Annotated in this window: 14 protein-coding genes; 9 read left to right on the forward strand and 5 right to left on the reverse strand. The window is 42.8% G+C overall.

Translation table 11 applies throughout. The features are described from left to right. Positions 1 to 12: 12 nt before the first annotated feature. Positions 13 to 1,389 (reverse strand): MATE family efflux transporter, encoded by a 1,377-nt coding sequence (locus MHH65_RS05260; protein WP_081124235.1) that lies wholly within the window; start codon positions 1,387 to 1,389, stop codon positions 13 to 15. Between the two features lie 113 nt (positions 1,390 to 1,502). Here MHH65_RS05260 and MHH65_RS05265 point away from each other — a divergent pair, with 113 nt between their 5' ends. The 3 genes from MHH65_RS05265 to MHH65_RS05275 all read left to right on the forward strand — a co-directional run bounded on the left by MHH65_RS05265 (position 1,503) and on the right by MHH65_RS05275 (position 3,303). Further along, a complete protein-coding gene (locus MHH65_RS05265) occupies positions 1,503 to 2,369 on the forward strand; it encodes an AraC family transcriptional regulator (protein ID WP_041117083.1) in 867 nt (288 codons plus the stop codon). Positions 2,370 to 2,383: 14 nt separating this feature from the next. Further along, positions 2,384 to 2,950, forward strand: coding sequence for a GNAT family protein (locus tag MHH65_RS05270; RefSeq protein ID WP_098676798.1), 567 nt, complete (start codon positions 2,384 to 2,386; stop codon positions 2,948 to 2,950). A gap of 95 nt (positions 2,951 to 3,045) precedes the next feature. Continuing rightward, positions 3,046 to 3,303: a hypothetical protein gene (locus MHH65_RS05275; protein ID WP_034282121.1), complete on the forward strand. Its 258-nt coding sequence runs from the start codon at positions 3,046 to 3,048 to the stop codon at positions 3,301 to 3,303. On the opposite strand, the gene MHH65_RS05280 is transcribed toward MHH65_RS05275, so the two are convergent. Continuing rightward, positions 3,298 to 3,834, reverse strand: coding sequence for a serine acetyltransferase (locus tag MHH65_RS05280; protein ID WP_098676799.1), 537 nt, complete (start codon positions 3,832 to 3,834; stop codon positions 3,298 to 3,300). The two genes, MHH65_RS05275 and MHH65_RS05280, sit on opposite strands and share 6 nt — an antisense overlap. Positions 3,835 to 4,218: 384 nt before the next feature. Between MHH65_RS05280 and MHH65_RS05285 the strand changes: the two genes are divergently transcribed. From MHH65_RS05285 to MHH65_RS05310, 6 genes are read left to right on the forward strand one after another with little or no spacing between them, the layout of a single operon-like run. Beyond that, on the forward strand, positions 4,219 to 5,565 hold the full coding sequence (locus MHH65_RS05285; protein ID WP_024425084.1) for an aspartate aminotransferase family protein: 1,347 nt from the start codon (positions 4,219 to 4,221) through the stop codon (positions 5,563 to 5,565). Continuing rightward, positions 5,552 to 7,039 (forward strand): aspartate aminotransferase family protein, encoded by a 1,488-nt coding sequence (locus tag MHH65_RS05290; RefSeq protein ID WP_335350984.1) that lies wholly within the window; start codon positions 5,552 to 5,554, stop codon positions 7,037 to 7,039. Before MHH65_RS05285 ends, MHH65_RS05290 begins: the two co-directional genes overlap by 14 nt. Then, positions 7,036 to 8,817, forward strand: a complete 1,782-nt coding sequence (locus MHH65_RS05295) for an IucA/IucC family protein (protein ID WP_024426512.1) — start codon at positions 7,036 to 7,038, stop codon at positions 8,815 to 8,817. Before MHH65_RS05290 ends, MHH65_RS05295 begins: the two co-directional genes overlap by 4 nt. Next, on the forward strand, positions 8,814 to 9,368 hold the full coding sequence (locus MHH65_RS05300; RefSeq protein ID WP_024426511.1) for a GNAT family N-acetyltransferase: 555 nt from the start codon (positions 8,814 to 8,816) through the stop codon (positions 9,366 to 9,368). The genes MHH65_RS05295 and MHH65_RS05300 overlap by 4 nt, the downstream gene beginning before the upstream one ends. Further along, positions 9,343 to 10,692: a lysine N(6)-hydroxylase/L-ornithine N(5)-oxygenase family protein gene (locus tag MHH65_RS05305; protein WP_268412985.1), complete on the forward strand. Its 1,350-nt coding sequence runs from the start codon at positions 9,343 to 9,345 to the stop codon at positions 10,690 to 10,692. The genes MHH65_RS05300 and MHH65_RS05305 overlap by 26 nt, the downstream gene beginning before the upstream one ends. Before the next feature lie 13 nt (positions 10,693 to 10,705). Next, positions 10,706 to 12,520: an IucA/IucC family siderophore biosynthesis protein gene (locus MHH65_RS05310; protein WP_098676801.1), complete on the forward strand. Its 1,815-nt coding sequence runs from the start codon at positions 10,706 to 10,708 to the stop codon at positions 12,518 to 12,520. A gap of 43 nt (positions 12,521 to 12,563) precedes the next feature. Here MHH65_RS05310 and MHH65_RS05315 read toward each other — a convergent pair whose 3' ends face one another. From MHH65_RS05315 to MHH65_RS05325, 3 genes are all read right to left on the reverse strand, one after another. Beyond that, on the reverse strand, positions 12,564 to 13,421 hold the full coding sequence (locus MHH65_RS05315) for a GNAT family N-acetyltransferase (RefSeq protein WP_046310514.1): 858 nt from the start codon (positions 13,419 to 13,421) through the stop codon (positions 12,564 to 12,566). 134 nt (positions 13,422 to 13,555) lie between these two features. Continuing rightward, a complete protein-coding gene (gene metH / locus MHH65_RS05320; protein WP_098676802.1) occupies positions 13,556 to 16,984 on the reverse strand; it encodes a methionine synthase in 3,429 nt (1,142 codons plus the stop codon). Further along, the gene (locus MHH65_RS05325; protein WP_024426506.1) at positions 16,968 to 18,809 is read right to left on the reverse strand and encodes a bifunctional homocysteine S-methyltransferase/methylenetetrahydrofolate reductase; all 1,842 of its coding nucleotides are present in this window, start codon (positions 18,807 to 18,809) and stop codon (positions 16,968 to 16,970) included. Before MHH65_RS05325 ends, metH begins: the two co-directional genes overlap by 17 nt. Positions 18,810 to 18,818: the final 9 nt, after the last annotated feature.

The raw sequence follows: 18,818 nt of genomic DNA on the forward strand, positions 1-18,818 counted from the left end.
CCGCAGTCCTTTTTATGTGGAAGAAAAACGATACTCCGTCCATACTCTGGAACGCCAGCGCCTATACATGAAGATACCTCTTACCCATTCATCCACAATAAAAGAAATCCAAACCCCGATGAGCCCCATTTCAAACTGAATGCCTAACAAATAAGCGATCGGAAGCCCAATTCCCCACATTGAAATCATCGCCATATACACTGGAAACTTCGCGTCACCAGCAGCCCGCAATGAATTAATAATGACCATATTAAAAGAGCGTCCCGGCTCTAAAATGATCGTCAATAGGAGAAGTGTGGCGGCGATTTCAATGATTTCACGATTGCTAGTGAAAAAGGTAAGCAAATGCGTCGATGATAAAGATAAAGCAGTGGAAGAAAGAAGAGAGATCCCAATGGCCCAGTATAAGCTTTTCATACATCTGCGGTAGGCAGCATCAAATTCTTTCGCTCCAATATGGCGCCCGATTAAAATCTGTGTCCCTTGGCTAATCGCTGCACCAAACAACATAATAAACATCATCAAATTTTGAGTGTAGACCTTTGCGGCTAAAGCCTGCGTCCCCATAAATGTAATAAACAGTGTAATAATCATTTGAGAGCCGTTATAAGAAAGCTGCTCTCCAGCAGAAGGAATGCCAATTTTCAGCAGCTTTCTTAAATGCGTCCGCTGGATGTGAAACATACTCTTCAGTGAAAAGTGCAATCCAATTCGGCGGCGGACAATGAGGATCATCGCCATCAATCCGATCAAACGAGCCAGCGAGGTTGAAAAGGCAACACCCATGACACCTAATACAGGAAAGCCAAACGGACCAAAAATGACCAAATAATTGCCGGCAACGTTGAGCAAATTCATTCCGATGGTGACATACATCGTGTCTCTTGTATATCCGTAGCTTTTTAAAATAGCACTATACGTCATAATGAGTGCTTGAATAAAAGAAAGCAGGCCGACAATTTGTAAAAAGACCGCCGCATCCGGCATGAGTTCACTTGATAAGCCCATCATGTGCAGGATTGGAACAGCTAACACAAACATGAGGAGACTAATGACAAAGCTGATCAAGAAGTTGGTTCCTAGTGAGACATAGGCGACTTGAGTCGCTTCCTGCTTGCGGTCAGCTCCTAAAAGCTGCGCAATCACAATGGTCGTTCCTGTTGTAATGAAGCTGAACATGACAATTAATAAATTCAGGAGCTGATTGCTTACACCTACTGCGGCCACACTGTTATCGGAGTATTGGCTGAGCATAAGTGTATCAGCGCTCCCCATGAGCATATATAAAGAGATTTCGATAAAAATAGGCCAAGTTAATGCAAATAATGAAGGGTGTGTTTTCTCATCTTTGGCTTGAACCTTTTCATATGACAGGGTTTGAGATTTCATCACATAGCCTCCTTTCGTATAAATCCGATTTATAGTGTACCGTGCATCGACTATAATAAGAAGAGATGAAACCGAAACTTATTGGAGAAATCCGACTTCATAAGGGGATGAATATGGATCGATTTATTACATTTACTGTACCGCCGTTTCCTATTTATATTGCTTCAGGTAAAGGGGTATTTCATCAAGGAGAAAGACATATCTCAAGAACCTTCACTGTATTTGATCTGCTCTATGTCACAAAAGGTGAACTATGGATGACAGAGGGCGAGGAGGCTTTTCATGTAAAAGAAGGTGAATATATGATTCTCTCACCGGGCCTGTCTCATGGTGGACATCTGCCATGTGAAGAGGAAACGCACTATGAGTGGCTGCATTTCTCAATTGACCGATTTGAGCTGACGAACCGGCCGAGAGAACACTGGATTGATATGAAACAAAATCAAGCGACCTTCGAAAAGCCGGCAACCTATGAATTTAGTCTGCCCCGTTTAGGAAAAGTGAAAGGGCGAAGTGTGTTAAAAAAACACCTTTCAGCGATGAGAGCACTAAATCATGATGCATCTGAACTTCCGCTGAAAAAACAGCTATTATTTGAGGAAATGCTCATTCACCTGCAAAAGGAAGCATTCCATATTCCAAGTGCAAAGGAGACTGTCGCATCAGAAGTGGTTCATTATCTTGAGCATCACTTTATGGAGAAATTACACATGGAGCAGCTTGCAGAGAAACTGCACTATCATCCTGATTACATGACAAGATGTATGCAGACGGTGTATGGATTGACGCCAAACCAGTACAGCCATCGACTCAAAATCGAAAAAGCCAAAAGCATGCTGGCCTCAACGAATGAAAAAATCGCTGCCATTGCAGATCATGTAGGTATTGACGACCCTACTTATTTTTCTAAGCTGTTTCGGCAAAATGAAGGCATGACGCCGATCGAGTACCGTCATTTAGCAAAAAGAACGACAAAGTAAAGGAACGTGAACAGATGAAAAAAGAAAAGGAAGAGCTTGTGAACATACGTCCATTAACCGAAACGGACTTAGAAACGGTGTGGCATTTAAAATTTAAAGCATCAGACCAGTCCTATCGAAAATGGAATGCCCCTTATTTTTATGAACACGAAATCCCGCTTGCTGCATTTAAGAAACGGTACTTACAGGAAGAATCCATTCCTCAAAAGCTATATGGCATTGAAATAGATGGTGATATCAAAGGCACCGTATCATATTATTGGGAGAATGAACGTACGAGGTGGCTTGAATGCGGCATTATCATTTATGATTCACGCTTTTGGAACGGGGGTATTGGGACAAAGGCATTAAATCTTTGGATTGATGTGTTATTTACGCATATTGATATCCCTCGAATTGGTTTAACAACTTGGTCAGGGAATGAACGGATGATGCGGTGCGCAGAGAATTGCGGATTTATCCTTGAGGGGAGACTGAGAAAGGTCCGTTATTATCAAGGGGTTTATTATGATTCAATGCGCTACGGAATGTTGAGAGAAGAATGGAGAAGCCTTCCGCGGAACAATGATAAAATATTTTAGGACAAAAGTATTGTATGTTTGAATAAACTGAAAAAAATCGGTTTTTCAAGCGAATAATAGAAAATGTGTTTTTTTACATAAGGGGGAATTTAAATATGAGATTAACGGGTCTATTCGTTTCACTTGCTGTTGCCATCTATTTATGGTTTGATGCGCCAAAACATAACAAAGACAAATGGCTGTGGGCTGTTTTAGGCGTGCTATTTAGCACCATCGTACTTGGTATTTATTTGATCAAGACAGAGAGGAAGGGGCTGGGCTGGACGATCTTGATTTTAACCATCTTGTTTTATCTCATGCTGCTCATCTCTGTTTTGATCGGTGTTATTCTTTTTTATCAGGCGCCTTCATGAAGAAGGGCCTTTTTCTTTTACCTTTTGAGCCGGTACACCAGCAATGACGATCTGCTCTTCATGAAAGGAACGATTCACCACGGCATTTGCTCCGATTGAAATATGATTTGCAATGTAAATGTCTCCAAACAGCTTAGCACCGGGGCCAACCCATACGTGATCTCCAATGGTTGGTACATCCTTTTCGGAATGGTTTTGGCCAATATTCACCCCTTGATGAATATCACAAAATGCCCCAATTTTTGCGTGCTTATTCACAATTAAGAGACCACTATGATTGATTCTAAGGCCGGGGCCAAAGACGCCAATCGGAATATCAAAGCCAAGCTGCATGCCTTTCTTTTTATGTAAATAGCGATAAAACCATTTGCGCAGTAGAGCGCCGCTATTAGAATAGTATTCATATTTTCGTAAATACCTTTGATATTTCCATATATCGTCCCCAAACCACTTTGGTCTTCTGCGCGTAATCGCTAATGCTTTCTTATCCTGCGTTAAGTAATGGTGAAGATCGTGCTTTGTAAAAATCATCAAATTCCCCTCCATTCCTTTGTGTTTCAGAGAAATTATACCATCCAAACCATTTATATCAAGAAAAAATGATGTTACTTCTTCAATTTTCTACCTTCATTTCATCCAAATTTCTTCATAAAATGAGCGCTTTGAGTTGAATAGAACAAAAGAACCAGGAAGAATGATTTGTAATTTTTTTCAATATCAAATCGTCTCATGCGTTCCATCTCCTTATGGCAGTAAGGTTTGTAAAAATTACTCGAAAATACTCATTAAAAAGAGAAAATTGCATTCATATGCTTTTTGAATCATCTTTTTGAATACAATTGACTTTCCTATCTCACATCCTCTAGGCTAATAAATGAAAATGATAATCTTTATCAATTGGAGGAGTGTTTTATTATGTCCATCAAAACCGTTTCTAAAAATCAGCAATTTTTAGAGCAGCAAAGTCAAAGAGAATCTAATGCAAGGTCTTACCCGAGACGGTTCCCATTAGCCATGCAAAAAGCCGAGGGTATGATCGTGACAGATGCAGATGGCAGAGAGTTTTATGACTGTCTGGCAGGCGCAGGAACACTTGCACTTGGTCACAATCATCCGGTTGTTATAGAAGCTATTGAACGTATGCTTCATGAAAAAAGACCATTGCATACGTTGGACATAACCTCAGAAATTAAAGAAGAGTTTGTGAATGAAATTTTTTCTCACCTGCCAGAAGAGTTTGCAAAGAGAGCAAAAATTCAATTTTGTGGACCAACTGGCGGTGATGCCATAGAAGCTGCGATTAAATTAGTCAAGACAGCGACAGGTAATCGTTCCATTCTTTCTTTCCACGGTGCTTATCACGGTGCGACACATGGCACGATGTCATTAAGCGGAAATTTGTCTCCAAAGGAAAGAGTGCAAGGGTTAATTCCAGATGTGCATTTCATGCCTTATCCATATGAATATCGCTGCCCATTTGGTATTGGCGGGAAAGATTCACACCGTATTTCCAGTTCTTATATTGAGCGTGTATTAAATGATCCTGAAAGTGGTATTCTTCCGCCAGCAGGTATGATCTTTGAAGCTGTGCAAGGGGAGGGAGGCTCAATTCCAGCATCTATTGAATGGATAAAAGAAATGAGAAGAATCACAAAAGAAAAAGGGATTCCGCTCATTATCGATGAGGTTCAATCAGGCATTGGCCGAACAGGTAAGATGTTTGCCTTTGAACATGCAGGAATTGTGCCAGACGTTATTGTATTATCTAAAGCCATTGGTGGAAGCCTGCCACTTTCAGTTGTGATTTATGATCAAGATTTGGATCAATGGAATCCAGGTGCACACATTGGCACATTTAGAGGAAATCAAATGGCGATGGCTGCAGGAACTGCTACGCTTAAATTTATAAAAGAAACCAATCTGCTTGATCATGTAGACCAGTTAGGGAATCGCATGCAGGCTTATTTAAAAGACATTCAAAAAAATGTACCTGCTATCGGTGATGTTCGAGGAAGAGGATTAATGATTGGTGCTGAAATTGTCAATCCAAATGAAAAGCAGGATGTGGATGGAAGTTATCCAGCAAATCCTGAGCTAGCAAGTCTTATTCAAAAGAATTGCTTCGACAAAGGCTTAATTGTAGAGACAGGAGGCCGTTTCGGTAGCGTCATTCGATTCTTACCGCCATTGATCATGACAGAAGAACAGCTTGAACAAGTCATCGCCATTTTCAAAGAGGCCGTTTACGATGCAATCAACTAAAGCTCCTGTGGATTCATTATTTATCAATCAAAGCCAGCTTGGAAGAGAGTCCTTCCGAGCGGCTCTTCATACATCTATCGACAGCTTACTGGATCAGTGGCAAAAAGACCAAGGACCATACAGCGGAATATTGCCTGGGAAATTAGCGGCTAGTGTCGAATCCTTATTTCAGTTTCAACCGTCTGGCGAATCAATGGAATCTGTCTTTCAAGATATAAAGCAGCATCTTTTGCCGCATCTCGTTGATGTATCGCATCCTAAATGCTTGGCACATTTGCATTGCCCGCCGCTCATACCTGCTCTTGCCGCAGAGGTGATGGTAAGCTCCTTTAACCAATCAATGGATTCCTTCGATCAAAGCGGTATTGCATCTTTGGTTGAGGAGGAAATTTTAAAGTGGCTATGTGCGAAGTTTTCTTATGGAAATCTAGCAGATGGGACATTTACGAGCGGTGGCACCCAATCTAACTACATGGGACTGCTTCTTGCAAGAGATGCATTTTGTGAAAACACATGGCAATGGAATGTTCAGCAGAAAGGCTTGCCGAGTGAGGCTCACCGCATGAGAATTCTTTGCTCTAAGAATGCTCACTTTACTGTGAAAAAATCTGCATCCCAGCTAGGCTTAGGGGAGCAGGCAGTTGTTCTAGTAGAGACAGATGAGCATCACCGCATGGACCTCAACGATTTGAAGAAGAAACTTGTTGAGTTAAAGGAACAGGATCTTCTGCCTTTTGCGGTAGTGGCGACTTGCGGGACAACTGATTTTGGCAGTATTGACCCGGTTCGAAATGTGTATGACATCGTCAAGCCATATGGTCTGTGGATTCATGCAGATGCTGCCTATGGTGGAGCGCTTGTATTAAGTGAAAACTATCGAGATAAATTAGACGGTGTTGAGCTTGCTGATTCCATCACGATTGACTTTCATAAACAATTTTATCAGCCGATCTCTTGCGGGGCATTTTTGCTGAAGGATAAGAGACATTTCGGCTTGATCAATTATCATGCAGATTATCTTAATCCAAAAGAAGATGAACTGGATGGAATACTACATCTTGTCCATAAATCTGTCCAAACGACGCGCCGGTTCGACGTACTGAAATTGCTTCTTTCTCTTCGTCTGATTGGGGAGGAAGGGTTTGGTGACATTATTGACCATACCATTGATTTTGCGAAGGATGTGGCTGCGCTTATCGAGAGAAATGATCACCTTGAAGTGATCAATCCTGAACCAGAAATCAATGCAGTTGTGTTTCGATTTAAGGGGGCGGATGACATCAATAGAATCATCCATCGAACGTTATTCAAATCAGGAACTGCTGTCATTGCGAAAACAGTGGTGGATGGTCAAACATGCTTAAAATTCACTTTGTTAAATCCGAGAACGACAATCACACATATTGAGGAAATCCTTTCTAACATCGTTGATATCGGGATCGCTCATATTCAATCCGGGAGGGTACTACGTTGAGTCAATATAAACAAATGGCTGAAAATGCAACTATGCAAAGCTTTTTAAACTGTTTTTTACGTGAAACAGGAATCGATCGATCTGCAAAAAAAGAGACGAAAGCAGATGGTTCGCTTGTATTCGTGGCAAAACTAGCAAAGCAAGACCTTGAGCTTGTGATTCCGATCCGATATTTTTCATCTGTAGGCCGCCATCTCTTTGATTTTCCGATTCGCTTTCGTCCAAGTGGCAGCGAAAAAGAGGGAACGGTCGTCGATTACACGACACTTGTTGCTTTATGTTCAAAGGAGCTTCTCATTGCATATGGCCGCACAGATGCAGAGGATGAATTCATGCTTCGCATCATTTTAAGCTGCCGAAATATTGAACGATTCTTAAAGGAGAGAGAAAGTGATCAAGCTGCTTTATCTCAAGCTGATTTTGAGTACATCGAGGCTGAGCAGTCACTTCTCCTTGGCCATTTAACACATCCTACACCAAAAAGCAGACAAGGGATGACAGAAGAAGAGGAAGCCGTCTATTCTCCTGAGCTGAAAGGAGCTTTCCAGCTTCATTACTTTAAAGCGCACCATTCGATTGTGCTTCAGGATTCGTCTATTTCACAATCTGCGGCAAATCTCATGTTAGAAGAGCTTTCGCGTCAGGTGCCAGAAGAAACAGAGAGGCTGAATAGGTTAACAGAAAACGGAGAATATGTGCTCATTCCGATTCATCCGCTGCAAGTCAAAGTGGTCATGGAGAAGGCATTCGTGAAGCGTTATATAGAGGAGGGGAAACTGACTTATTTAGGACCGCTCGGGTCTGAATACACAGCGACCTCATCCTTTAGAACGGTCTATCAAAAGGATTCTGCTTACATGCTCAAATTCTCTGTTCCTGTGAAAATTACAAACTCGTTACGCATCAATAAACAAAAGGAACTGGATCGAGGAGTAGAGATGTCCCGCATCTTAAAAACAGAATTAGGCGTTTCTTTATATGAAAAATTCTCTGGATTCCGGGTCATTGAAGATCCTGCATATCTCTCTATTCGAGGAGATGAAACGGAATCTGGCTTTGAAGTGGTCATTCGTCAAAATCCATTCTTGCATCGTGAAAAAGGCGCAAGCTTAATTGCTGGGCTGTGTCAGGATCATGCGTACGGAGGAAAATCGAGATTAGCAGGAATTATTCATAAACTTGCAGACGCAGAAGGCAGGTCAACAGAAGCGGTCAGCCAAGATTGGTTTAAACAATATTTGACTATTTCGTTAAAGCCGATGCTCTGGCTGTTTGAAACGTATGGTCTTGCACTCGAGGCCCATCAGCAAAATGCTGTTGTGCAAATGAAGGATGGTTATCCAGAGACCTTCTATTACCGTGACAACCAAGGCTACTATTATAGTGAATCGAAAAAGGATAAGCTCGCGAATCTAGTTCAAAACTTGAGCGTAAGAAGTGAAACCATTTGTGCGGATGATGTAGCCGTTGAGAGACTCCGTTATTATTTCTTCTTTAATCATTTATTTGGTCTCATTAATGGCTTTGGCACGGAAGGATTAGCAAAGGAAGAAGACTTGCTGGCACTTGTGAGAGATACATTACTCGCTCATGAGGAGACGTACGGAGCATCTGATCTGACTAACAGCCTTCTCCGCTCAAAAGAACTTCCTTCAAAAGCGAATTTGCTGACACGATTTGAAGATATGGATGAGCTGACCGGATCTCTGGAAACACAATCTCGTTACACGGCTGTCTTGAATCCGCTCTTTTTACATAAGGAGGCGCTGATTGGATGAGGCATCGCATCAGGTTTATTCGTGCTGAATATGAAAGAGATGTCCAGCTTGTCCATAAGTGGATGCAAGAAGAGTACGTTCACCCATTTTGGCATTTGAATATTCCATTTCCTGCTTTTGAAAAGCATTTTTATCAGGCCATACATGATCCGCATCAAACCCTTTATTTAGGCACGATTGATGGGACGCCAATGAGTTATTTTGAGGCTTACAACGTCAAAGGGGATATCATTGAATCCTACTATGAGCCTTCTCCGCATGATCAAGGCATCCACCTGTTAATAGGGGAGCCGGATTATGTGGGAAAAGGATTTGCTGCGCCGCTCCTTCAGGCAATGACAGCATTTCAATTTGAGCAGAACAAACGAACAGAAAAAATCGTTGCTGAGCCGGATATTCGCAATGAAAAAATGATTCATGTATTTGAAAAATGCGGCTTCGAACGTGTGAAACCAGTCACTTTACCCGATAAAACAGGTCTTTTGATGTTTTGTGATCGAGAACGATTCGAAAGGAAGTATAACCATGACGCGGTTCAACAAGCAAAATAATATAGTGGATGTAATTGGGATCGGCATTGGCCCGTTTAACCTCGGGCTTGCCGCATTATCTGAAGAGGTAAATGAAATCGACGCTTTGTTTTTTGAAAGAAGTGAAGCCTTTCACTGGCACCCAGGGATGCTCATTGAAGGGACAACACTGCAAGTCCCATTTTTAGCGGACCTTGTCAGCATGGCAGATGTGAAAAGCAAATATAGCTTCCTCAACTATTTGCAGGAACAAAACCGTTTGTATTCATTTTACTTTCTAGAAGACTTCCATATCCCGCGCAAGGAATACAGTCATTATTGCCGCTGGGTCGCTGACCAGTTAGACTCTTGCCGATTCGGCATGAATGTCGAATCTGTCTCACTGATCGAAAAGGCAGGGGAAAAGCGGTATGAAGTGCATGTCCGTCATGTAAAGGATGAAACTGTAGAGGTGTTTGAAAGCAAACATCTCGTCTTAGGAATTGGCACGCAGCCGGCGATACCCGCATCGCTCCAGCCAGCTTTAGGAGAGAAGGTTTTTCACTCAGCTGACTATTTAAAACGAAAGAAAGAAGGCTGTTTCAAAGGGAAATCTGTGACAGTTATCGGCTCTGGTCAAAGTGCGGCAGAAGTGTTTTATGACATTTTATCAGATGATGAAGCGAAGGATATTCACTGGTTCACACGGTCAAAAGGATTTTTCCCAATGGAATATTCAAACCTTGGACTTGAGTATTTCTCCCCTGACTATATTGATTTCTTTTATGAGCTTCCGCAAACAAAAAAGGATGCGTTATTAAAACAGCAAGATTTGCTGTATAAAGGCATCAGTTCGGCGATGATTCGTGATATTTATCATTTGCTTTATGAACGTTCTGCCTGCGGAAAGCAGCTGAATACAGTGCTTCAGGCCATGACGGAGGTCAACTTGATTGAGGAAACAGCGGGCGGATTATCACTTTCCTGCACGCAATGGGTCAAGGAAGAATCCTTTACACATGAGACGGATATTGTCGTATTGGCGACTGGCTATCAATCAGTTCTGCCGCCATTTATCAACCCTATTTCTCATCACATTCAATGGGATGATCAAGGACGTTTCCAAGTTGAACGTGAATATCGTTTGAAAACAAATACGATGGGTGAAAATGATATTTTTGTACAAAATGCAGAGCTTCATACACATGGGGTCGGCGCTCCAGATTTGGGGCTGGGGGCTTATCGAAACAGTGTGATCATCAATGAACTTGCTCGTCAAACCGTGTATCCACTTTATCAAAAGCACGTCTTCCAGACATTTGGTACACACAAGAACGCACACACATTTGAAGAAATCAAAGGTTAAGGAGGATGAAGCGATGAGTGTACAAGATGAATTGAAAAAAGCGGTGAATCCTGCTGCTTGGAAAAAGGCAAACCAGCGAATGGTGGCGAAAATGCTGTCTGAATACATGTATGAGGACATGCTTCATCCCGTAGAACTGGATTGTAAGGATGGCATCGCGCAGTATGAATTAATCATTCATGAACATAAGAAATATCGTTATCTGGCAAAACCTCGATTGTTTGATAGTTTTGATACAATCGCTGAATCAATTGAGTGCTGTCAAGATGGAAAATGGTCAAAGGATGTCAGTGCCATTGTGTTTTTACTAGACATTCAGCCGATCATTCCAATGTCCTCTGACACAACAGGCCATCTTATCAAAGAGCTTCACCATACTTTGTTAGCCGATGTCCATTTGCTGTCGAAAAAAGCACTTCGTGCGGATGAGCTAACAGATACGGATTATGCATGGATTGAAGGAGAAATGACAGGCCATCCTTGGATTGTGTATAACAAAGGGCGTATAGGATTCAGCTACGATGATTACTTAGCCTATGCACCAGAACGTCAAGAATGTGTGCAGCTGTCTTGGATTGCTGTACATAGAGAGCTTGCGACATTCCATGCAGTCGATCATGAAAACTATGAGCAGGTGATCGCTAAAGAATTAGATGAAGTCACGATTCGTCAATTTCAGCGCGTATTAAAAGATGAAGGACTGAATGCGGCTGACTATTATATGATGCCTGTCCATAAGTGGCAGTGGACGCATATGATTATTCAGCATTTCCCGGAAGATTTGGCCTTGCGCCGGATTGTGTATTTGGGAGAGGGGCTGGATCAATATATCCCGCAGCAGTCGATCAGAACCTTTACAAATATCTCAAATAAAGGCAAGCATCATATTAAACTGCCAATGAGTATTTTAAATACGCTCGTGTACCGTGGACTCCCATCAGAACGTACGGTTATTGCCCCGCGCATTACAGCGCATATTAAAGGGATTGCTGATCAAGACTCATTTTTATCTGATGTGTGCCGCGTCATTTTACCAGGTGAGAATGCAAGTATCAATGTCGATCATCCATACTACAGCAAACTGCCTGGTGCGCCGTATCAATATCTTGAGATGCTCGGTGTCATTTTTAGAGAAAGCATTTATACGTACTTAGATGAAGGGGAGAGCCCTGTTACACTTGCGGCACTTACTTATGAGGATCATGAAGGAGAGCCGTATATCAAGCAGCTGATTGAAAAATCAGGTCTCTCAGCAAAAGAATGGATGGCGAAGTTTTTCCATGTCGTGATGCCGCCGCTGCTGCACTTCATGTATCAATACGGCACAGTCTTTTCACCGCATGGGCAAAATACGATTCTTGTATTAAAAAATCATCAGCCGCATCGTTTGGCGATCAAAGATTTCGTTGATGATGTGAATATAAGTGACCAGCCGCTGCCTGAATTAGCTTCACTAGAAGAAGATTTAAGAGAAGTGCTGCGCAGTGAGCCGCCAGAAGGTCTGGTGCAATTTATCTTTACAGGACTATTTATTTGCAATCTGCGTTATGTATCCAACGTATTAGACAATCACAATCTGTTAGATGAAACGACTCTTTGGCGTTTGCTTGCTGAAGAAATTCAGCAGTATCAAAATCAATTCCCGCAGCTAAAAGACCGTTTTGAATTATTTGATCTATTCCAGCCGAAGCTGACAAAGCTTTGCTTAAATCGAAATCGAATGATTGATTATGGCTATGGAGATGGAGATGACCGCCCGCATGCATCAGAGCATGGGAAGGTCACAAATGCACTCGCTCATGTTCTTTCGTCAGTTGGGGAGAAGTAATAGAAAAGCTGTAGACATCAAGTGTCTACAGCTTGTTTGTTTTTTAAGAAAATGCTTGAGAGGCAAGGAAATAGAAAAGGGCGGGATCATTCAGTTTTTCTTTCCCGCGAATCATCATAAAATGCGCTACGTTTGTTTTTGTAAATCCTGCTTCAACAAGTGTTTCATGCAGGCGTTCAGCAGTTTCTTCCTGCATATCTAAACGAATTGCGCCTGAATAAGACGAGATGAGTGATTGGATGAGCGAGAGAGCGGTTTGTTCATCGTTTGCTGTAAGCGGTCCAATCATTAGATTAGCAGGGGTTTCGATGCCAAAGGCAAATCCAGTTGTTTCATGGTGCTCATTCTTTGCAATCAGCCGGAACGATGCTCGTTCCATTCGCTTTCTTATAAAGCTTGATCGATTGGTGCCTGCACCTTTTTCGTCAAGTGCTTCAATAGACGGAAGGTCTGCTCCATCAGCAGGAGAAAGGTGAATCCCGCCTGACACACGAAAAGCCGCTGGATTCGTGGTCTGTGCTTTGTATGTATGAATGTAGCCGGCCGTTTGAAATCCAATTTTTTCGTAAACGGGCTGTCCTTGTACAGTAGCGGTTAAAACGACAGGAACGCTTTGATCGCTTCTGCGAAGCAGGGTGTCAATCATTTTCCGTGCAAGGCCTAAGCCGCGATGTGTCTCAGATACAATAACGGCACCAATTGATGCTGCTTTATCATATTGGAAAAGTCCTGCACATGAGATCACTTGTCCATCTGTTGTTGAAAAACCTGTAAAATATCCGTTTGTTAAAAGAGATGTAAGCTCATCCGCATTGTAATCAGGCCAGTCGACCTCTTTTGACAATGCGATAAGATCGGGTATGTCATCAAGTGTTAAAGTTCGTTGTACAACGTTTTCCAATACACGCAACTCCTTCTTAGCTGATTTCATCTATATGTATCGTACCATATGAAGGCATAAGAAAAAGGAAAAGGAAGATCCTTTTCCTCTCAGCGTGTATGAAAAAAGAACCCCCAATGACGGAGGGGCCAGTCTTAATGAACATTAAAATATCGAGCATCAGGGTGGGAAACGACGATCGCTGAAACAGATGCTTCAGGTTCCATCATGAATCCTTCTGTCAGATGGATGCCGATTTTTTCAGGCTGAAGCAGCTTGAACAGCTTTTCTTGATCCTCAAGATTTGGACACGCTGGATAACCAAAGGAATAGCGCTGCCCTTGATATTTCGCTTGGAATCGTTTTTCCATTGTAAAATCGACTGGGTCAGGGAATCCCCATTTGTCACGAATCACTTGGTGGGCTCTTTCAGCTAATCCTTCTGCAAGCTCAAGTGCCAGAGCTTGGACAGCATGCATTTTTAAATAATCTCCTTCCTGCTTAAATTGCTGCGCGACCTCGCGTATACGCGCGCCGGCTGTGACGGCGAATAAGGCAATATAATCTTTCTCGTTTTCATCACTTTTCCGTACATAATCAGAAATGGAGCGGTACGGGAGCTTCTCCTGCCTTGGAAATTGGAACGTTTCAATGATGCGGTCAGGCTCTTCGGGATCATAAATATGCAAATCATTTCCGTCTGAACTGGCAGGGAAGAATTGATACACAAATGCTGGCGCAAACCAGTTTTTCTCTCTGCCTTCGTTTAGAAGATCTGTGACAAGCTGTTTTAATTCCAATGCTTTTGGGTGCTTTTCAGCTAATAAGGTTTTGATCTTTCCCTTTAAGCCGAGATGATGACCAATAAGCATTTGTTCATTCACATAAGGCATAATATGATGCAAATCGATGTCTCTCACATAATGGCGTGCGGTATTTTCTGGCGTAAATACCGGTGCCTTCGGGAGTGCTGCGCGTTTTTCTAGTAATTCTATGACAGCTTTCGGCTGCTTTCCTTCTTTTTCCTTGAAAGGTGCCGCTGGCTCTTCTTTTGGTTTTGTTTGAAATTGAAGAGGATTCGCTTTTAACTCATTGGCTAATGATAGTCCGTCCATCGCATCTTTTGCATAAAGAACAGGTCCATCATAATGAGGCGAAATTTTCATTTTCGTAAATTTACGAGAAAGGGCAGCACCGCCGACCAAAATAGGAACAGAAATATTGGCTTTTTGTAAATCTTGAGCGGTTAGTACCATTTGCTGTGCGGATTTTACAAGTAAGCCTGATAATCCAATCATATCTGGTTTTTCCTTTTGCACAGCTTCAATCAATGTTTGAGGTGTCACCTTGATGCCGAGGTCGACCACCTGAAAGCCGTTATTGCTCAAAATGATGTCGACGAGGTTTTTCCCGATATCATGGACATCTCCTTTTACGGTCGCAAGTAGAATCTTTCCTTTCCCGCTCGCATGCTGCTTTTCCATATATTGCTCAAGAAACGAAACAGATGCTTTCATGACCTCAGCCGATTGAAGCACTTCGGCTACAATCAATTCGTTTTGATTAAAAAGACGACCAACTTCAGCCATTCCCTGCATTAACGGGCCATTGATGATATGAAGCGGCGATTCATATTGCTCCAAAGCAAGGGATAGGTCATCGATGAGACCTTCTTTCGTTCCCTCGACGACATAGAGCGCCAGCCTTTCATCAAGTGATAAGGAGATCTTTGGTTTTTTCTCCGTTTTCTTTTTGCCGCGGTAAAATTGGGTGAATTCAGCCAGTGTTTGATCATTTGTTTCATAAAGCAAGGTTTCAGCTAGTTTGATTTCTTCCTTTGGAATGGAAGCGAAGCGTTCAAGCTTTTCTGTATTGACAATGGCATAGTCAAGCCCTGCTTGCACGCAGTGATACAAATAGACGGCATTTAAGATTTCTCTGCCAACAGGCGGAAGTCCGAAAGATACGTTGCTGATGCCTAAAATGGTGAGGCACTCAGGCAGGGTTTCCTTAATCATTTTAATGCCTTTGATCGTTTCTTCAGCGGCGCCAATATATTGCTCGTCTCCAGTGCCTACGGGAAAGACAAGCGGATCAAAAATGATGTCACTTGCGGGAATACCATATTTCTTTGTTAGTAAATCGTGAGAACGTACAGCAATTTCAAGCTTTCGTTCTGCTGTCACCGCCATTCCTATTTCATCAATCGTGCCAACAACGAGTGCACCGCCATATAGCTTCACAAGAGGAAGAATCTCTTCAAAGCGTTCCTCGCCATCCTCAAGGTTGATGGAATTGATGATGGCTTTCCCTTGAGAGTAGGTGAGTGCCTTTTCAATCACGTGTTTATCCGTTGAATCAATGACAAAAGGGGCTTTCACCTTTTTCATGGCTTCTTGTAAAAAGCCTTCCATGTCTGCTGCCTCATCACGGTCTGGATCGGCGAGACACACATCAACGACGTGAGCGCCATTTTTCACTTGAGCACGAGCAATTTCTGCTGCTTCTTCAAACTTTTGTTCCGCAATGAGCCGTTTGAATTTGCGAGAACCAATGACATTGGTCCGTTCGCCTACAAAAAGAGGACGCATCGAATCCTCATAAATAAGAGGCTCAATTCCTGATACGGTATGCTGCGGTGATTCGCGGTTGATATGACGCGGCTGAAGCGTGCGTACTTCATCTGACAATGCTTGAATATGCGCAGGTGTAGTCCCGCAGCAGCCGCCGACAATATTTAACCAGCCTTCCTTAGCAAAGGCGGCGATTTTTTTAGCAAGAGAGGCAGGGGATTCGTGATATTGGCCTTCTTCATCTGGGAGACCAGCATTCGGATAGCAGCTCACCGCTGACTTTGCAATGGAGGAGAGCGTGCGGATGTGGTCTGTCATAAATTCTGGACCAGTCGCACAGTTAAGGCCCACACTGATTGGTTTCATATGCTCAAGAGAGATATAAAAGGCTTCAATATCCTGACCAGCAAGGGTGGTGCCCATCGGTTCAATCGTTCCTGATACCATGAGTGGTAATTGGATGCCCGTCTGCTGAAAGGCTTCCTGAATCCCTTTGAATCCAGCTTTTACATTCAGCATATCTTGGCTTGTTTCTAAAAGAAGGGCATCACACTTTCCGTCAATCAGGGCGCGGGCCTGCTCTTCATAATTTCTGACGAGCTCACTGAAGGTTGTGCCGCCTGTTACAGATAATGTTTTCGTTGTCGGGCCCATTGCGCCTACAACAAAACGAGGCTTTTCTGGTGTGGAGAAACGGTCAGCTTCTGCCTTTGCCAGCTGCGCAGCTCGAACATTGAGTTCATAGGCAAGGTGCCCAAGCCCATATTCGTCAAGGACGAGCTTTGTCGCGCCGAACGTATTTGTTTCAATGAGGTCAGCACTTGCTTCAAGGTACTCCCTATGGATCTTAGAGATGATGTGAGGGGCTGTCACATTCAAATACTCGTTACAGCCCTCATACTCTTCTCCGCCAAAGTCCTCTGCTGTCAGGTTGGCGTTTTGAATCATTGTGCCCATTGCCCCATCAAGGACGAGGATGCGTTTTTTGAGCTGTTCAGTGATAGTTGACATGGACGTTAGACTCCTTTTCTTTCTGATGGATGTAGGTGGTCAGTTCTGCTGTTAAATCTGATCGAAGGAAAGGAGTAATTAAATAAATGCCATTAAACAATTCGCAGGCTGTATCTAATAAAGAGCGGGCAATCGCTAAGCCTTCTGCTCGCTGCTTTTCTTTATCCTCGCCAGCCTTAGCCATAATGTCACGAATAGAATCAGATAATTTGATGCCTGGAATTTCGTGATGAATAAACTCTGCATTTCGGCTGCTTGTTAACGGCATAATGCCGATATAAATCGGTTTATCCAAGTGGCGGCTTTCCTCATGAATTTTCACAAGCTGTTCCTCAGAATAAACAGGCTGTGAAATAAAATAATCAGCACCGTATTCGATTTTTTTCTCAAGACGTTTCACCGCTTTATCAATATGGCGCACATTTGGGTTAAACGCGCCAGCCACTGAAAAATTGGTCTTTTTGCCAAGGGGCTTTCCTGAGAAAGAAAGGCCTTCGTTAAACTGTTTGATAAGACGAATCAAATCAAAGGAGGTTAAATCATACACAGATGTTGCACCTGGGAAGTCTCCAATTTTAGATGGATCGCCTGTGATCGCTAAAATATCGGTTAATCCAAGGGTGTCGAGCCCCATTAAATGAGATTGAAGCCCAATCAAATTACGGTCGCGGCATGTGATATGAACAAGAGAACGCATATCGAGCTGCTGCTTTAATAATGCGCCGCAAGCGACATTGCTAATGCGCGGAGTCGCAAGAGAATTATCGGCTAACGTCAATGCATCAATGCCAGCATTCTTTAATTCATTTGCAGCAACGAGAAATTTTTCGAAGTTCAGCTTCTTCGGAGGATCAAGCTCTACGATAATCGATCGTTTTTTCACAGCCAGCTCATCAAGACCTGGCTCAGTGCGCTGATCTTGGATGGAAATGATTTCTTCTTTTAACACCTTCACTTCTTTTTCAGTGATCGGTGCTAAATCTTTGACCGCTTCAGCCATTGCGCTAATATGCTGAGGTGTTGTTCCGCAGCAGCCTCCGATAATACGTGCGCCCTGATTTCTAAATTCAAGTGCACTTTTTCGGAAATAATCGTTATCGGTATCATAGACGAGTCTGCCTGCTTCAAGAGAGGGGAGACTGCTGTTAGGATAGACAGATAAATGCGAATTTTCCAAAAGTGGAACGCCTTCGAGTGCCTGAATCATGTGATAAGGGCCCAGCCGGCAGTTGATGCCGACAACATCTGCACCAAGAGATGATAACTCAGATAAACCATCCTTCAGGGGGGTACCATCCTGCAAAACGCCTTGTTCATGCATTGAGACGTTCATGACAATCGGAAGAGTCGTTTCTTTGCGGGCAATTTGGAGAACAGCCTTCGCTTCTTCTATATCATAATATGTTTCAAGCAATATTCCGTCAGGCTCTTCATTTAATAGGATGTACAGCTGCTCTCTAAAGCTTCGTTTGATTTCTTCTATAGAGTAAGCATTTTTGTTAAACGTTCGAATGCCGCCAATTGTTCCGAGTACATAAGCAGAGCCTGCGGCTGCTTTTGCAATTTGTACCGCTTTTGTATTGATGCGTTTCGTTTCTTCCTCTAAGCCGTAGCGGGATAGTTTAATATAATTCGCACCGTATGTGTTCGTTTGGATGATGTCAGCGCCTGCCTGCACATATGCTTCGTGCACGCGTTTCACTTCATCCTCTTTCGATAAATTTAATTCTTCAAAGCAGCGGTCAATGCCGTAAGAGTATAAAAGTGTTCCCATCGCTCCGTCAGCTATCAGTACGCGGTTTTGTAAGTCTTGTAATAGGCCCATTGTATTCCT

Origin of the sequence: Bacillus sp. FSL L8-0654 (assembly GCF_038629965.1) — a bacterium.
Classification (GTDB): Bacteria; Bacillota; Bacilli; order Bacillales; family Bacillaceae; genus Bacillus; species Bacillus safensis.

What these genes read in the sequence shown, in the direction of transcription:
- MHH65_RS05260 (WP_081124235.1), bottom strand. Translation starts at nt 1,389, where the DNA reads ATGAAATCTCAAACCCTGTCATATGAAAAGGTTCAAGCCAAAGATGAG.
- MHH65_RS05265 (WP_041117083.1), top strand. Translation starts at nt 1,503, where the DNA reads ATGGATCGATTTATTACATTTACTGTACCGCCGTTTCCTATTTATATT.
- MHH65_RS05275 (WP_034282121.1), top strand. Translation starts at nt 3,046, where the DNA reads ATGAGATTAACGGGTCTATTCGTTTCACTTGCTGTTGCCATCTATTTA.
- MHH65_RS05290 (WP_335350984.1), top strand. Translation starts at nt 5,552, where the DNA reads ATGCAATCAACTAAAGCTCCTGTGGATTCATTATTTATCAATCAAAGC.
- MHH65_RS05305 (WP_268412985.1), top strand. Translation starts at nt 9,343, where the DNA reads ATGACGCGGTTCAACAAGCAAAATAATATAGTGGATGTAATTGGGATC.
- MHH65_RS05280 (WP_098676799.1), bottom strand. Translation starts at nt 3,834, where the DNA reads ATGATTTTTACAAAGCACGATCTTCACCATTACTTAACGCAGGATAAG.
- MHH65_RS05310 (WP_098676801.1), top strand. Translation starts at nt 10,706, where the DNA reads ATGAGTGTACAAGATGAATTGAAAAAAGCGGTGAATCCTGCTGCTTGG.
- MHH65_RS05325 (WP_024426506.1), bottom strand. Translation starts at nt 18,809, where the DNA reads ATGGGCCTATTACAAGACTTACAAAACCGCGTACTGATAGCTGACGGA.
- MHH65_RS05270 (WP_098676798.1), top strand. Translation starts at nt 2,384, where the DNA reads ATGAAAAAAGAAAAGGAAGAGCTTGTGAACATACGTCCATTAACCGAA.
- metH (WP_098676802.1), bottom strand. Translation starts at nt 16,984, where the DNA reads ATGTCAACTATCACTGAACAGCTCAAAAAACGCATCCTCGTCCTTGAT.
- MHH65_RS05285 (WP_024425084.1), top strand. Translation starts at nt 4,219, where the DNA reads ATGTCCATCAAAACCGTTTCTAAAAATCAGCAATTTTTAGAGCAGCAA.
- MHH65_RS05300 (WP_024426511.1), top strand. Translation starts at nt 8,814, where the DNA reads ATGAGGCATCGCATCAGGTTTATTCGTGCTGAATATGAAAGAGATGTC.